The organism is Aquamicrobium sp. LC103 (assembly GCF_001014615.2).
In the GTDB taxonomy this organism is placed as follows: domain Bacteria; phylum Pseudomonadota; class Alphaproteobacteria; order Rhizobiales; family Rhizobiaceae; genus LBCQ02.
Genome location: NZ_LBCQ02000012.1, coordinates 233,941 through 249,577, shown reverse-complemented (window position 1 = coordinate 249,577; position 15,637 = coordinate 233,941). Strand labels below are relative to the sequence as shown.

At 63.6% G+C, this 15,637-nt stretch carries 15 protein-coding genes; 9 read left to right on the top strand and 6 right to left on the bottom strand.

The features are described 5' to 3' along the window. Window positions 1-7: 7 nt before the first annotated feature. A complete protein-coding gene (locus XW59_RS22985; RefSeq protein WP_047147834.1) occupies window positions 8-1,156 on the bottom strand; it encodes an acyl-CoA dehydrogenase family protein in 1,149 nt (382 codons plus the stop codon). A gap of 237 nt (window positions 1,157-1,393) precedes the next feature. On the opposite strand from XW59_RS22985, the gene XW59_RS22980 reads away from it, so the two are divergent. Genes XW59_RS22980 through XW59_RS22970 form a run of 3 tightly spaced genes read left to right on the top strand, consistent with a single transcriptional unit; the run spans window position 1,394 to window position 4,360 of the window. Then, window positions 1,394-2,494, top strand: a complete 1,101-nt coding sequence (locus XW59_RS22980) for a C4-dicarboxylate TRAP transporter substrate-binding protein (protein ID WP_170990201.1) — start codon at window positions 1,394-1,396, stop codon at window positions 2,492-2,494. Window positions 2,495-2,500: 6 nt separating this feature from the next. Further along, window positions 2,501-3,040, top strand: coding sequence for a TRAP transporter small permease (locus XW59_RS22975; protein ID WP_047147836.1), 540 nt, complete (start codon window positions 2,501-2,503; stop codon window positions 3,038-3,040). A 15-nt stretch (window positions 3,041-3,055) separates the two neighbouring features. Beyond that, on the top strand, window positions 3,056-4,360 hold the full coding sequence (locus XW59_RS22970; RefSeq protein ID WP_137327080.1) for a TRAP transporter large permease: 1,305 nt from the start codon (window positions 3,056-3,058) through the stop codon (window positions 4,358-4,360). Between the two features lie 42 nt (window positions 4,361-4,402). Here the strand turns inward: XW59_RS22970 and XW59_RS22965 are convergent, their stop codons facing one another. From XW59_RS22965 to XW59_RS22955, 3 genes are read right to left on the bottom strand one after another with little or no spacing between them, the layout of a single operon-like run. After that, complete coding sequence (locus XW59_RS22965; RefSeq protein ID WP_052958377.1) at window positions 4,403-5,194, bottom strand: IclR family transcriptional regulator; 792 nt, start codon at window positions 5,192-5,194, stop codon at window positions 4,403-4,405. Window positions 5,195-5,249: 55 nt separating this feature from the next. Further along, complete coding sequence (locus XW59_RS22960) at window positions 5,250-6,032, bottom strand: enoyl-CoA hydratase-related protein (protein WP_052958379.1); 783 nt, start codon at window positions 6,030-6,032, stop codon at window positions 5,250-5,252. Window positions 6,033-6,068: 36 nt separating this feature from the next. After that, on the bottom strand, window positions 6,069-6,869 hold the full coding sequence (locus XW59_RS22955; protein WP_047147838.1) for an SDR family oxidoreductase: 801 nt from the start codon (window positions 6,867-6,869) through the stop codon (window positions 6,069-6,071). A gap of 103 nt (window positions 6,870-6,972) precedes the next feature. On the opposite strand from XW59_RS22955, the gene XW59_RS22950 reads away from it, so the two are divergent. From XW59_RS22950 to XW59_RS22935, 4 genes are read left to right on the top strand one after another with little or no spacing between them, the layout of a single operon-like run. Beyond that, window positions 6,973-8,100, top strand: coding sequence for an acyl-CoA dehydrogenase (locus XW59_RS22950; protein WP_047147839.1), 1,128 nt, complete (start codon window positions 6,973-6,975; stop codon window positions 8,098-8,100). A gap of 25 nt (window positions 8,101-8,125) precedes the next feature. After that, entirely contained in the window at window positions 8,126-10,216 is a 2,091-nt protein-coding gene (locus XW59_RS22945; protein ID WP_047147840.1) for a 3-hydroxyacyl-CoA dehydrogenase NAD-binding domain-containing protein, read from the top strand. A gap of 14 nt (window positions 10,217-10,230) precedes the next feature. Further along, window positions 10,231-11,406 (top strand): thiolase domain-containing protein, encoded by a 1,176-nt coding sequence (locus XW59_RS22940; protein ID WP_047147841.1) that lies wholly within the window; start codon window positions 10,231-10,233, stop codon window positions 11,404-11,406. Further along, entirely contained in the window at window positions 11,406-11,804 is a 399-nt protein-coding gene (locus XW59_RS22935; protein WP_047147842.1) for an OB-fold domain-containing protein, read from the top strand. The genes XW59_RS22940 and XW59_RS22935 overlap by 1 nt, the downstream gene beginning before the upstream one ends. Window positions 11,805-11,897: 93 nt before the next feature. Here the strand turns inward: XW59_RS22935 and ampC are convergent, their stop codons facing one another. Then, window positions 11,898-13,079 (bottom strand): class C beta-lactamase, encoded by a 1,182-nt coding sequence (ampC, locus tag XW59_RS22930; protein ID WP_047148043.1) that lies wholly within the window; start codon window positions 13,077-13,079, stop codon window positions 11,898-11,900. A 158-nt stretch (window positions 13,080-13,237) separates the two neighbouring features. Between ampC and XW59_RS22925 the strand changes: the two genes are divergently transcribed. Beyond that, a complete protein-coding gene (locus XW59_RS22925) occupies window positions 13,238-14,122 on the top strand; it encodes a LysR family transcriptional regulator (protein WP_047147843.1) in 885 nt (294 codons plus the stop codon). Then, the gene (locus tag XW59_RS22920) at window positions 14,119-14,526 is read left to right on the top strand and encodes an SH3 domain-containing protein (RefSeq protein WP_246666176.1); all 408 of its coding nucleotides are present in this window, start codon (window positions 14,119-14,121) and stop codon (window positions 14,524-14,526) included. The genes XW59_RS22925 and XW59_RS22920 overlap by 4 nt, the downstream gene beginning before the upstream one ends. 102 nt (window positions 14,527-14,628) lie before the next feature. On the opposite strand, the gene XW59_RS22915 is transcribed toward XW59_RS22920, so the two are convergent. After that, window positions 14,629-15,627 carry an ATP-binding cassette domain-containing protein gene (locus XW59_RS22915; RefSeq protein ID WP_047147845.1) on the bottom strand — a complete coding sequence of 333 codons (999 nt, stop codon included), beginning with the start codon at window positions 15,625-15,627 and terminating at the stop codon, window positions 14,629-14,631. Window positions 15,628-15,637 lie beyond the last annotated feature (10 nt).

Below are 15,637 nucleotides of genomic sequence, written 5' to 3'. Positions count from 1 at the left end.
GCGGACGTCAGGCGGAAGGAAGGTTGAGAACCGCCTTGGCGATGATGCCGCGCTGCACCTGGCTGGTGCCGCCGGCAATCGTCGATGGACGCGACTGGAAGAACATCGTGGCCCCTTCCACCTGCTCGGCATTGCCGCCATCGGCCGTAACGCCCGCCTCGCCGGTGATGGCCAGGATTTCCTCGGTGACCGCCTGGTAGGTTTCCGAGCTGATCAACTTCAGGATCGAGGCTTCGGCGCCGAGCTCGCCGCCATTCTTCACGAAATTGGAATAGTCGGCGTAGAGCGCCAGGAAGTCCTCGTAGTCGAGGCGCAGCTTCGTATAGCGTTCGGCACTGAAACCGGGCGCTTCTCCGCCGGCCGTGGCAGCCAGTGCGTCGAGCCGGTCGATCGCTCCCTTCAGATAGCGCGGACTCCCAACGAACAGCCTTTCGTGGCCGAGCAGGGCCTTCGCGATGGTCCAGCCCTTGTGCAGTTCGCCGACGAGGTTTTCGGCCGGCACCCGCACATTGTCGAAGAACACCTCGCAGAACTCCAACTCGTCGGAGAGGGTGCGTATGGGGCGGACGGTGATGCCGGGGGTGGAAAGATCGACGAGGAAAAAGCTGATGCCCTCCTGGCGGATGCGTGGCGCCGGGTCGGTCCTGGCCAGCATGAACATCATGTTGGACTGATGCGCCATGGTGGTCCAGATCTTCTGACCGTTGAGGATCCATTCGGCGTCTTCCCGCACGGCCGCGAGCCGGAGCGAAGCGAGGTCGGAGCCGGCATTTGGCTCGGAATATCCCTGGCACCAGACATGCTCGGCGCTGACGATCTTCGGCAGGTAGCGCTTCTTCTGCTCATCGGTGCCGAATTGCATCAAGAGTGGACCAAGCATGACCAGACCCATCTCGTGCAGGCGCGGAACACCGATGGCGCTCAGCTCTTCCGCGAAGGCGATCTGGTGGGCGATGTCGAGCCCCATTCCGCCATATTCGACTGGCCATGCCGGCGCTATCCAGCCCTTCTTCGCCATCCGCCGGTTGTAGTCCGTCACTTCGAGCGGACCGACGCGGCGCGCGACGTGCAGCAAATCCGGCGGAAAGGCGCTGGTCACGAATTCGCGCACCATGGCGCGGAATTCGGCTTCTGGCATGGAATTATAGTCGGTCATGTCGGCATGCTCTCCCCTCGTTCCCGCGCCCAACGGGTTCTCTCGCGCGGAACATGAAGAGCGTAGCTGGCGCCTTTCAATCGGTCAATTATCAGAACATCATTTTTATTCTTGAACGATAGGGTGCCGCCTGCTACGCATATTGCACCCGACCGGGAGGGACCTTTTCGGTGCCGGATTTGGGAGATTTGCACGATCCGCCCCCTAATGGCGCGGCGTGTTTTCGGGAGGAACAACATGAAACATGCGATCCGCATTGCTGCCGCTGGCGCGGCTGTCGCCCTGGCTCCGATGATTGCCGAGGCGAAGACGCTTACCTACGGAACTTACCTCTCCGCGCGACATGCGACGAACGTTGCCAGCGTCATCCCGTGGATGCGTGCGGTCGAGAAGGATACGGGCGGCTCGCTGACCTTCGAGCTCGCGGCCGACGGCACGCTGGTCAGCGGACGCGACTCTCTGCAGGGGATCCGCGACGGGCTGATCGACATGTCGACGATCGTCGATTTTTATACCCCGAACGACCTGAAGACGAGCACGATCCTTACGGAGCTCGCGATGTTGGGGTCCGATGCGGCCGTGATGACGGCCGCAATCAACGAGATGCAGCTTCTCAATTGTCCGTCCTGCCTGAAGGAAGGCGAGGACAACAATCTCAAGATCATGGCCGTCTACGCCAGCTCGCCCTATCATCTGATCTGCAACAAGCCGTTCGAGACGCTCGAATCGCTGAAGGGCGCGCGCATCCGCGCCACGGGCGCCTGGGCGGTGTTCGCGACCTCGATCGGCGCGACGCCCGTCAACATCACCTCGGGCGAACAGTATGAGGCGTTGCAGCGCGGACAGGTGGATTGCACGCTGATCAACGTACCGGCGCTGACCAATTATTCGCTCTACGAGGTCGCCAAATATGTCGTCGACCTGCCGATCGGCACCTTCCACGGCGCCCATGTGTTCAATCTGAACAGCTCGGTATGGGAAGGGCTCTCCGACGAGGAGAAGAAAGCCTTCATCGGCAACATCCCGCAGGCCATGGCCAATCTGACCGAAGGCGCGATCGCGGAGGACGCGCATGCACGCAAGGTGGCGACAGACGCCGGCGTCGTCTTTGCCGAGCCCGATCCGGCGCTCGTCAAGGCCCTCGAAACTTTCAAGCATGACGAACTCAAGCGCATCGGCGAACTCGCCGGAAGCCGGGGCGTCGAGGAGCCCGAGGCGCTGTTCGCCAAATTTCAGGAGCTTATAACGAAGTGGGACGGCGTAATGACGCAGACGGGCGATGACTGGAGCAAATACGCGACCGCCCTGAAGACCGAAATCTACGACAAGATCGACTGAGCGGCCATGACCACGATAGCCGAACAAAAGGTACCGTCCGGCCCCGTCCGGGCGGGCACCTCCCTGCTGATGATTGCAGGGATCATCGCGATGATCGCCATGATGCTGCACATCTGCGCCGACGTTCTGAGCCGGCGCCTGCTGGGCACGCCGATCGTCGGCACACTCGAATACGTCACCTATTTTTACATGGTGGCGGTCGTGTTCCTGCCGCTCGGGCGCGTCCAGGAAGAGCGGGGGCATGTGATCGTGGAAGTCATCTCGCAACTGATGCCACCGAAGGTCAGCCTTTGGGTGGACCGGGGCGCGCAGCTCTTCACGCTCGCCTATGTCGCGTTCATCGGGTGGTGGGGCTGGCAGGAGACCGTACGCTCGTTCACGCGCAACGAGGTCGTCACGGTCATCCAGACCGATTTTCCGCTGTGGCCGACCCGCCTTCTGGTGCCCCTCGGCCTTGCCGCCATGTGCCTCGTAATCCTCGCACAGCTCGCCGAGAGTTTCCGTTCGGGCTTCCGCCTGCCTCCGCCCGATCCCGCGGCCCACTGATCCGGAGCCTGAAAAATGACACCTTTGATGATCGGATTCTCCGGAATCGTCGTGCTGCTCGTTCTGCTGGCGCTGCGTGTGCCCATCGCCGTCGCGCTGGGAGCGGTGTCGCTCGTCGGTATCGGCCTCGTGCGCGGCTTCGATGCCGTTTACGGCGCGGCGCGCAGCATGCCCTATGCCTTCGTCGCGAAGTGGGAACTGTCGTCCGTCCCCATGTTCCTGCTGATGGGGGCGATCGCCTATTACTCCGGCCTGACCACCAGCCTCTTCCGGGCGATGCGGCTCTGGTTCTCGCGGCTTCCGGGAGGGTTGGCGGTCGCCACCAATTTCGGATGCGCGGGCTTCGCGGCCGCTTCCGGCTCGAGCATGGCGACGGCTGCATCCATGGGCCGCCTCACCATCCCGGAAATGCGCCGCTACGATTACGATCCGGGCCTCGCCACGGGCGTGGTCGCGGCCGCCGGCACGCTCGGCTCGCTGATTCCGCCGAGCATCATGCTGATCATCTTCGGCATGATGACGGAGACCTCGATCGGCAAGCTGTTCATCGCCGGCATCCTGCCCGGCATCCTCACGGCGGTCGTCTATGCCATCATGATCGTTGCGCGCTGTTCATGGAACCCGAAGCTCGCGCCCCCGCTCATCGAGAAAGTGACCTGGGGCGAGCGCTTCAAGGTACTGACCGAAATCTGGCAGCTTCCCATCCTGATCCTGATCGTCATCGTCTCGCTCTACACAGGGCTTGCCACCACCACCGAGGCGGCGGCCGTGGGCGCGCTCGCGGCGCTCGCGATGGCGGCGGTCAACCGGACGCTGACCATGGGCGTGATCAGCTCTTCGGTCGTGGAGGCCCTGAAGAGCACCTCCTCGATCCTGTTCATATCGTTCGGGGCGATCTTCTTCAGCCGTTTCCTGACCTTCTGCGGCCTGCCGCAATACATGGCAGGACTTGCCGAAACGATGGCGTTCAGTCCGGCGCTGCTGCTGCTCTTCGTCGCGACGGTCTATTTGATCCTCGGCATGTTTCTCGATCCGCTCGGGCTCCTGCTTCTGACGGTGCCGATCTTCCTGCCCTTCTTCGAATCCGCCGGTTACGACAAGGTCTGGATGGGCATCATGGTCGTCAAGTTCATCGAGATCGGACTGATCACCCCGCCGGTCGGACTGAACGCCTTCGTCGTGAAGGGGATCGTCGGCGACAGCATCAGTCTCGGGACGATCTTTCGCGGCCTGACCTGGTTCATCGCGGCGGAGATCGTCGTCGTGCTGCTGCTGACGGCCTTCCCGCAGATCGTTCTGATGCTGCCGAGCCGGATGTAGAAAACGGGACGGGGGCGCCGACGGCGCGGCGCCCGTCGCTTTTCAGACGGATTGTGTCTGGCTGATCTGGCCCAGAACTTCCGAGATATCCCGCGCCGCCGCGCAGGTCTCCGCGATCAGTTCCTGGCTGTGAAGCTGGTAACGCTCCGTCGGGATGCCGAGCACGACGCCACCGACCAGCCCGCCGGTGCCGAAGATCGGCGCGGCGATCCCCGTGAGGCCAAGCGTCGAACCGGCTGTGGTCAACGCGTAGCCGCGTTCGCGGACTTCCTGCAGCATGGTCTCGATGTCCGCACGCTTCGTCTTGGTGTAAGGCGTGAGTTTGCTGAACGTCGTGCGGCTCAGATAGTCGTCCACGAAACGCTTGGGCAAATAGGCGAGCAGCACCAGCCCTCCCGCCGTCGCGTAGAGCGGACGCCGGTCACCCACGGTTGCGGCGAAGCGCAGCGCCTGCGTCGATTCCGCCTTCGCGATGTAGACGAACTCGTCGCCTCCGGGGGCCATCTCGCAGATCATCGCCGTCTCTGAGGTGGTCTCCGCCAGGCGCCGCAGGATCGGCAGGGCAGCCTCTGGAAAGCGCCTGCGCGCGACGATCGCCGAGGCCAGCCGGAAAGCGCGCCCTCCCAGCCGGTAAACGCCCTCGACATGATCGACATAGCCTGCCTGCGTGAGCGCGCGCATGAGGTTGAGGACACTGCTCTTGGGGGTCCCCATGCGCTTGCTCAAGGCGGCGAGGGTGCAACCGCGCTCGTCCTCGGCAAGCATCTCCAATATGGCCAGCAGCCGATCGGCCGAGCGGGGTGTGGCGTGATGAGTGGCTTGTTTCTCGTTCATTCCGTTCCCGGCTTTCGTGGCTGTCTTTCTGCAAGGCCTGTCTGCACGTATTTCGTCACCGTCCCCTGAACGCCGGCTTGCGCTTCTCGCGGAATGCGAGCGTGCCCTCGCGGAAGTCTTCAGTGCCGAATACGACAGCCTGTGCCATTTCCTCGCGAAGCAGGTAGGCGTCAAGAGTGTCGTCCAGGCCGAGATCCATGAGCAGCTTGGACATGCCGAGTGATACAGCCGGTCCCCGCGCGATGGAAGCGGCAAGCTCCACCACCTGGTCGAGGAAGCCTTCATCCGGCAGCACGCGGCTGATCATGCCGATCTCCAGCGCCTCGCGGGCCTTGTAGGTGCGGTTGCTCAGCACGAAGTCCTTGGCCCGAATCAAGCCGATGGCGCGCGGCAACGTCCAGAGCAGGCCGAGATCCGGCAATACGCCGACACGGGGAAACCCGGCGGCGAAATAGGCCGATTCGGAAGCGATGACGACGTCGCCCAGCATGGCCAGCGAGGCGCCGGCGCCGACCGCGGCGCCGTTGACCGCCATGATGATCGGCTTCTCGACCCGTGCGAAGCCGCGGACGAAGGCATGGGAGACCTGCATGCGCTGGCGCGTGGCCACGGTTCCCGGCGTGCTGTCCATCGTGCGCAGGTCCCCGCCGGCGCAGAATGCGCCGTCTCTGCCGGTGATGACCAGAACGCGTTGTTCGCCATCCTTGGCGAAGTCGGCGATGCCTTCGGCGAAGGCGGCCTTCAACTCGCTCGACAACGGATTGCGCAGGTGCGGCAGGTTCATATGCCAGATCGCGACTCCGTCGCGCAGTTCGCGGGTGACAACCTGTTCGGTCATTTCTCGATCCTTCTCGTCTATCTATGCTGGAGTTTTTCAATCGCGGGGGGTCGGCGCGGGCGTGCCCGCATAGTTGCGGCCACCGAGAAGCGAGACTCCGCCATCGACGGGGATCAGCGCGCCGGTGACGTAGCTCGCCAACGGCGAGCCGAGGAAAAGCGCCATGTTGGCAACGTCCTCCTTTTGTCCCACGCGCCGCATGGGAACCCGGCTTTCGAATTGCGGCCGCTCCGTCTCCGTCAGCAGCCGGCTCAACCCTTCCGTTCCCTCGATCGGTCCGGGCATGATCGAATTGACGCGTACGCCGTGCTCGCCCCATTCCAGTGCAAGAACCCGCATGATCTGGTCGAGCCCGGCCTTGGCTGCGCAGACATGCACCTGCATGGGGGCAGGGGACACGGATTGCGGCGCGGAAATATTGATGAAGGAGGCACCCGGCCGGCGCGCGAAATCGAAGCCCGCGCGCATGACATGGAACGTCCCGATGAGGTCGATGTCGATGACGACCTTGAACCCGTTTGGCGACAGGTCGAGCGCCGGGCACAGGAAATTGCCGGCGGCGCCGGAGACGAGAACGTCGAACGGGCCATGCGCATCATGCGCGACCTGCATGGCGGCCCGCACCTGATCGATGTCTCGCACGTCTCCCGCATGCCCCAGTGTTTTGCGGCCATGGCGCGAGAGCTGCCGGACGGCGGCATCGACGCGTTCCGTGCTGCGGCTCATCACCGCCACCTTGGCGCCCGCCCGGGCAAAGGCGTCGGCGATGCCCAGATTGATGCCGCTCGTCCCTCCCGCGACGAATACCGATGTCCCGGCATAGTCGTAATGGGCCATGGCCTTCCTCCTTGTTTATTCACATATTAAAACACTATTCGTATTCTTGACCATCTGAAGCGCGCGTGCAATAGGATTTGCGACTTGCAGAAGGGGAGAGCGAATGTTTGCCAAGGCGGTCACCACCCACGAGCCCGAGCACCGGCGAATCCTGCGGGCCAACGCGGCCGAATTCCTCGCGGCGCGCCCGCTGGCCGATATCCGCGCCTTGGCCGAGACCCGCATGTTCGATCGCGAATTCTTTCGGAAAATGGCCGAACTCGGCTGGCTGGGCATGATGTTCTCGTCCGAGGGCGAGCTGGACGCTGGCGACCTCGTCGCGCTGCACCGGGAATTGGGCCGGAAGGTCCTTCCCGAGCCGGTGCTGGCAAGCGGCGTTCTGGCGGCGGGCATCCTGGCCGAGGCAGGCAATCCAGCCTTCGCCGCCCGGCTGGAGCAGCTCTGCGCGGGAGAAATCGTTGCAACTCTGGCCTGGCAAGGGAAGGGAGGCGCCATCGACGCCGAGCATTGCGGTGCGCGGGCGCGTCGAATCGTCGGAGGGTGGACGATCGACGGAACCCTACGTTTCGTGCCCTGGGCGAGCCAGGCCGACGCGATCGTCGTCGCCGCGGGGACTTCGGAGGGCGTGGTGCTCGGCTGGATACCGGCCGGCGCACCTTCGATGACCGTCCACGCCGGTACTGGAGTGGACAAGACCGAATTCGCGACCGTCATCCTGGACGGTGCCGTGCTGACGGACGACGCGGTGATTTGCGGACCCGAGCGCGGCGCAGGCTGCCTCGACATCATCCTCGACCTCGCGCGACTGGCGGTTTCGGCGGAGCTGGTGGGCGCGGCCGAGGCGGTGTTCGAGATGACCCTCGGCTATCTGCGCGAACGCAAGCAGTTCGGCCGTCCGATCGGCGCCAATCAGGCGCTGCAGTTCGTCGCGACAGATCTCTTCGTCCGGATCGAGCTGGCGAATTCCGTGCTGGCGAGCGCTGCCCGGTTCTTCTCGGATGGGGAAGCCAGGGCGGCGCGTGTAGCCGGCTGCAAGAGCCGGTGCGGCGACGCGGCTTTTCTTGCGGCGCGGCAGGCGATCCAGCTTCACGGTGCCATCGGCTACACCCACGAATGCGACGTCAGCCTCTACGTCAAGCGCATCATGCAGCTCAACGCCTGGCTAGGAGCTCCCGTCCTCCACCGCCAGCGCATCCGTCATTCGCTGCCGGCCTTGCAACAAGCGGCTTGAGAAGCATTTCGGAAGGAGGAACGGCATGACCGAAGGTGTGGTCTACGAGGTAAACGACGGCATCGCGGTGCTGCGGGTCGACAATCCCCCGGTGAACGCGCTGTCGCCACATGTGCGGCTCGCGCTCAACGAACTGATCCGCAAGGCGGACGAAGACCCGGCGATTCGAGGTGTCGTTCTCACCGGAACAGGCAAGGTCTTCGTCGCGGGAGCCGACATCAAGCTCATAAACATGCCGCGCACGGGTCCGACGATCGGCGATTTCCTCGCCCATGTGGAAGGCATGCGCAAACCCGTCGTCGCGGCGGTGCAGGGAACCGCGCTCGGCGGCGGTTTCGAGATAGCACTGGGATGCCATGCCCGCGTCGCCTTAGCTGGAAACCGCGTAGGCCTGCCGGAAGCCACGCTCGGCCTCATTCCAGGCGCGGGCGGAACGCAGCGCCTGCCGCGCCTCGTCGGCGCAGCGGTCGCACTGGAGATGATCGTGTCGGGGCGGCATTTGGAAGTCGAGGAGGCGCTGCGGCTCGGCGCTGTCGATGCGGTGGTCGAGGACGATCTGCTGGGACATGCATTCGCCTGGGTCGACAGGCTGCTCGCCCGGTCGCTTCTGCCACGGGCGCGGGATCGTCAGCCCTCGGGAGACATGACCGACATCGAAGCGGCGCGAACGGCTTTCGACTGCAAGGCTGCGGAGCTTGGAACTAACGGCACAGCGGCAACCCAGGCGGCGATCGCGGCAGTCGCCGACAGTTTCGATCGCGACTTTGACGAGGCTCTCGCTCGCGAAATCGAGGCCTTCACGCGCCTGCGCACGAGTCCGGTGGCTCAGGCGCGCATCCACGCGTTTCTCGCCGAGCGCGCCGCCCGTCATGTCCCTGGCGTCAAGAGCGACACACCGCGCCGGCCGGTTGATACCGTGGCGGTCATCGGCGCCGGCACGATGGGCGCCGGCATCGCCATCACGCTGGCAAACGCCGGATACGCCGTATGTGTCGTCGACGCGGCCGTGGAAAGTCTGGATGCGGCCAGGACTCGCATAAACACCACCTATGGCGATCTCGTCGGGCGCGGACGTATGAGCGCCGGTGCCGCCGAGACTGCCCGTGCCCGCCTGCGCTGGTTTTCCGATCTTGCCGAAGGCGTGGCCGAGGCCGATCTCGTCATCGAGGCGGTCTACGAGGATATGGACCTCAAGAAGCGTATCTTCGCGGAACTGTCGCGGCTGGCGCCGGACCATGCCATCCTGGCCTCCAACACATCCTATCAGGACATCGATGCATTGGCGCGGGAGACGGCACGGCCGGAGCGGGTCGTGGGCATGCATTATTTCAGCCCGGCCAATGTGATGAAGCTGCTGGAAGTGGTCCGAGGCGCGGCGACTTCGCCGCAGACGCTGGCGAGCGTACTGGATATCGCGCGAAGAACCGGCAAGATTCCCGTCGTCGTCGGCGTCTGCTACGGTTTCGTCGGCAACCGGATGCTCTGGCAGCGCACGGTTCAGACGCAGAAGCTGCTGCTCGAGGGTTGCTCGCCACGCGAAATCGATACCGTGCTCACAAATTTCGGCTTCCGGATGGGACCTTGCCAGATGCAGGATCTTGCTGGAATCGACGTCGCCTGGCGCTTGCGCAAGGCACGGGGCGAGCGGATGGAGCCGGTCGATACGATCGCCGATGCAGGACGCTGGGGGCAGAAGACGGGCAAGGGCTACTATCTCTATCCGGAAGGGGTGCGAACCGGCGTCGACGATCCCGAACTCCTGGAGATCGTTGCCGGCGTGGCTGGCCGACTGAAGGTCCCCCGCCGGCGCGTCGGCGGCGAGGAGATACGCAAGCGATTGCTGTTCCCCCTGATCAATGAAGGTTTCCGGATCGTCGAGGAAGGTATGGTCGAGCGTCCAGGCGACATCGACGTCGTCTACCTCCACGGATATGGTTGGCCGCGCGACAAAGGCGGGCCGATGCATCACGCCGAGACCTACGGTCTGAAAAGACTGGCCGACGACCTCGACCGGATGGCCGAGACGCTCGGAGAAGAGGAATTGCGGCCGACCCGGTTTCTGCGCGAACTGGCCGATACGGGCGGCTCGCTCGCCGAGATCGATGCTCGGACCTGACGGAGAAACGGTAAATGACCGAACGCAAGAGCCGCGCCTATATAATGGGCGCGTATGAACATCCGACGCGCCTGGCAACCGACAAGACCATTGCGCAGCTTCACGCGGAATCGGCGCTCGGCGCACTGGCCGACGCCGGCCTCGGATTGAACGACGTCGACGGCTTCTTCTGCGGCAACGACATGCCCGGCATCGGCGCCTTCGCCATCGTCGACTATCTCAATCTGAGGCTGCGCCACATCGACACCACCGATACCGGTGGCTGCTCCTACATGATCCACGTTGCTCATGCGGTGGAGGCGATCGCCGCGGGCAAATGCAGCGTCGCGCTCGTGACGCTCGGCGGTCGGCCGCGCGCCGAGGGTGCGTCGACCGGCACCGCGCCGCGGCCCTACCATCACGCGCAACCGGACATTCCCTTCGAGCTGCCCTTTGGGAACGTCATCGCAGGGTCTTACGCGATGTGTGCCAGGCGGCACATGCATGAATTCGGCACCACGAGCGAGCAGCTTGCATGGGTGAAGGTGGCGGCCTCGCACCACGCGCAACACAATCCCCGCGCCTTGCTGCGCGAGGTCGTCACGGTCGAGGAGGTGGTCAATTCGCCGCTGGTCGCCGACCCGCTGCACCGCCTTGATTGCTGCGTGATCACCGACGGCGGCGGCGCCCTTGTGGTCACCAGCCCGGAGATCGCCCGGCAACTCGCCCGTCCGCTCGTCGGCGTGATCGGGATGGGCGAAGCGATGAAGGGTCAGGACGGAGGCCATGTCGATCTGACCTACTCGGCGATCGCCGCGGCGGCACCGCGCGCCTTCTCCGAGGCGGGCGTGACGCCTGACGACATCAAATATGCCTCGATCTACGATTCGTTTACCATAACGGTGCTGATGCAGATCGAGGATCTCGGCTTCTGTCCGAAGGGACAGGGGGGACGGTTCGTCGCTGATGGGAATCTGATATCCGGATCCGGCCGCCTGCCTTTCAACACCGACGGCGGCGGGCTCTGCAACAATCACCCCAACAACCGCGGCGGCATGACCAAGATCATCGAGGCGGTGCGGCAATTGCGCGGCGAAGCGCATCCGGCCGTTCAGGTGCCGGGCTGCGATCTCGCGCTCGCCAGCGGCATAGGCGGCTCGCTCGCCATGCGTCATGGCGGCAGCGTGGTTATCCTTGAAAGGCAAAGATAATGGCAGAGGCGAGGGGCCACGTGCCCGATCCGCAAACATTCGGCAACCCGGAGACGGGGCATTTCTGGCGCGAGGCGGCGCATGGCCGGTTCGTCATCAAGCGCTGCACGGCTTGCGGGAAGCATCACTGGTACCCGCGCAGCCATTGCCCGCATTGTGGCGGCGGCGAGACGGAATGGGTCGACGCATCGGGCGGCGGAACGATCTACAGCTTCACCATATTGCGGCGCGGCGGCGGCAAGGTGCCGGCCTATGTCACGCTCGACGAGGGAATCTCCGTGTTCACCAATATCGTCGACTGCGATCCCGAGCGGCTTTCGATCGGTCAACGGGTGACGGTCCGCTTTTGGGCGGAGGAAGACGGGCTCGTCGTTCCGGTGTTCGCGCCTGAAAGCTAGATGGCAACGCATGTCCCTGGCCGAATTGCCCGCCGGCGTGCCGGACATGCCGTAGGCAGCCGATTGGATGTTCGGCCGCCCGAAAGGCGGCCTTCAGCGGATTTGCTCCGATCCGGACCCGCTCGCCAGCGCTTCCAATATTCGATGGGCGACCTTCACCCGTGCTGGAATCGGATAGTTCTTGTTCGCCAGCATCACGATGCCGACACTCCTCGCAGGAATGAAGGCCACATAGGCGCCGAACCCGTTGGTCGAGCCGGTCTTGTTGATCAGCAAGTCCCTTTGCGGCGCCAGCGGCGGAACGAGCTTGCTCGCTTCGTTGGGCTTGAGGGCCATGTCGGAGGAGTTGCCGGCCAACAGCGTTTCAAGCGTTGCGGGGTAGGCGTACATTTCCCATCCCAGCCCCTGCACCATGTCGCCGACCTTGTAGTAGCCGGTATGCGTCGAGGCGATCGCATGCAGCATCGTTTCGTCCAGTTCCGAGCCGTCCATGTTCGCCTCGACGAAGCGGATCAGATCGGCCGATCTCGTCTTCACGCCATAGGCTTCCGAATCCAGAACACCGGGCGTCACCCGGATTGGCTTGCCGGCTTTCGAATAGCCGTAGGCGTAGTCGTCCATGCGATCCTCGGGGACGCGAATGTAGGTGCTGGACAGGCCGAACGCTGGAAAGATGGTCTCTTCCATCAACTCATCGAAAGGCTCGTTCAAACTCGCGGCTGCGATATGGCCGAAGAGACCGATGCTCGGATTTGAATATTGCCGCTGTGTGCCCGTGTCATGGGCTGGGCGCCAGCTCTTGTAATAGGCGATCATCGTTTCCCGATCGGTGACGTGGTCGGGAAACTGCAAGGGCAGGCCACCCGCCGTGTAGGTGCCGAGATCGAGGAGGCTAATGCGGTCGAAGCTGCTGCCGGCAAGCGCCGGGAGGTGTTCGCTGGCATTGTCGGAGAAGGAGAGGGCGCTCCGCGCCTCGGCATAGGAGGCGAGCGTTGCGGTAAAGGTCTTGCTGATGGAGCCGATCTCGAAGAGCGTGTTGTCGGTGACCTTTCGCCCGTTCTCCCTGGAAGCGACACCATAGTTGAAGACATGTCGTTCACCCCGAACGGTGATCGCGACGGTCATTCCGGGGATTTCGTTCTCTTCCATGACCTGACGGACCGCCTCGTTCACGACGTTCTCGATCAGGCTTTGGTCGGCCGCCTGAACGGCCGTGCCGAAGAGCAAGGAAGTGGCCGTGAAAATTCCAAAGTGCCAAAAGGAAAAACATTTCATAACAGCTACATAATCCCCATGGTTCATGTAATCGATCGCGCTTGCCCAAATGGTCGCCGGCATCCACATCGGATGCGCGTGGCCGATATACGAGTTCCGTTCCCGCCCAACAAACGACGATATCTAGCGCGAGCTATTAGAAAAATTTGGGTATCCGAATGGTCCGACCCCATCTGCCGTTGAACGCGCTGCGAGCCTTCGAGGCATCGGCGCGGCATCTGAGCTTCACCAAGGCGGCGATCGAGTTGAACGTCACTCAGGCCGCCGTAAGCCATCAGGTGAAGAGCCTGGAGAGCCTCTTGAAGGCTGCGCTGTTCAAGCGGCTTCCTCGCGGCCTGATGCTGACGCAGGAAGGCGAGACGCTGCTGCCGACGCTGCGCGACGCCTTCGATCGCATCGCGGGAACATTGGAACGCTTCGAAGGCGGCCATTACCACGAGGTGCTGAGGGTAGGGGCCGTCGGAACCTTCGCGGTCGGCTGGCTGTTGCCCCGCCTGCCGAACTTTCAGGCGCGACATCCTTTCATCGATCTGCGCCTTTCGACGAACAACAACCGCGTCGACATCGCCGCCGAGGGGCTCGATCATGCGATCCGTTTCGGAACGGGCGCGTGGCACGGGGTTGAGGCGGTGCGGCTTCTGGAGGCGCCGCTATCCGTCCTGTGCGTGCCATCGATCGCCGACGATCTGAAGACACCTGCCGATTTGTCCAAGCATACGCTCCTGCGCTCCTACAGGGCGGATGAATGGCCGCAATGGCTTGCGGCGGCGGGGCTGCCTGCAAACATGCCCTTGACGAAAAGCTTCGTCTTCGATTCTTCGCTCGCCATGATGGAGGCTGCGCTGCAAGGGGCAGGCGTCGCCCTGGCGCCACCATCGATGTTTTCGCGCCATCTGCGCGCCGAGACGATCCGGCAGCCATTCGACGTCGAGGTGACGATCGGCAGCTATTGGCTGACGCGCCTGCAGTCACGCGCCGAAACGCCGGCGATGATGAGCTTCCGCGCCTGGCTCATCGAAGCGGCAAGGAACGACGCGGATTGACCACGGCGTTCCAAAAATCTTCTGTGGCTGTGACAAAGGCGATCATGGAGTTTCTCGACATGAAAACCGTCATCCGGGATCATGCGGCTTCCTACGCTGATCCGGTCGTGCTCAATGCCGGCGATCCGATCCGTCTGACCGGCGAGAAAGAGGTCTGGGATGGACACGCTTGGCTTTGGGCCGAGGGACCGGACGGAAAGGCTGGATGGGTGCCCGACACCATCGTGCAATCCAGTCACGGCAAGCTTTACGCCAGGCATGACTATTCCGCGATGGAGTTGACCTGCTTCGAGGGCGAAACACTCTCCATTGCCATGGAAACACATGGCTGGGCCTGGTGCCGTTCAGCCGACGGGAGGCAGGGATGGGTTCCGCTGCGAAATCTCGCGCAGCGCGAGCCCTGAGCCGCGCGCCCCGGCACGGGGGTTTGTCAGATAATCTATCTTATGGAACTTGTGGGAAAGGCAGGCAAGGTTGCGGTTTCGCGGACAAGGCGTCGGTACCCGTCATTCGATGCGTCTGCCTTCCTCGTCAAACCGATAGGTTTTCGCGGGTTCCGGCGTGGCATGGACGGTCGAGCCGGGTTCAGCCCGGTACTCACCGAAAATCCGTGCCGTCAGCAAGCCGGCCTTTTCCGTGTCGATGTAGAGATTGGTGTCGGCGCCGAGATGCTCGACATGGATGACGGTGCCTTTCCAATCACCTTTTGCGGCATCGACCGACAGGTGTTCCGGCCGCACGCCGATGGTCTTGACGCTCTCGCCGAGCCGGCCGCCGTCGATGAAATTCATCTTCGGCGAGCCGATGAAGCCGGCGACGAATTCGTTGGCCGGAGCGTTGTACAACTGCATCGGCGCGCCGATCTGCTCGACGTGACCGTTGTTGAGCACGACGATCCTGTCGGCCAGCGTCATCGCCTCGACCTGATCATGCGTGACGTAGATCATCGTCGCCGAAAGCCGCCGGTGCAACTGCGCGATCTCCAGCCGCGTGTTGACGCGCAGCGCGGCATCGAGATTGGACAGCGGCTCATCGAACAGGAAGAGCTTCGGCTCGCGCACCACGGCACGGCCGATCGCCACCCGCTGGCGCTGTCCGCCGGAAAGCTCGGCCGGCCGCCGCTCCAGATAGGGATCGAGCGACAGCATGGTCGAGGCGGTGGCGATGCGCTTGGCAATCTCGGGGGCTGGCGCGCCGGCCTGCTTGAGGCCGAGTCCCATATTGTTGCGCACGGTGAGATGCGGATAGAGCGCGTAGGTCTGAAATACCATCGCAATGCCGCGCTTGGCCGGCGGGACGGTGTTGACCTTCGCGCCGTCGATCAGCACCTCGCCCGAGGTGGCATCCTCGAGCCCGGCGACGATGCGCAGCAGCGTGGACTTGCCGCAGCCCGAAGGCCCGACAAAGACAATGAATTCGCCCTCCTTCACGTCAAGGTCGATACCCTTGAGCACCTCGACCTGACCGAAGGATTTCTTGATGTTTTCGAGCCTTAGGGAACCCACGGCGTCTTCC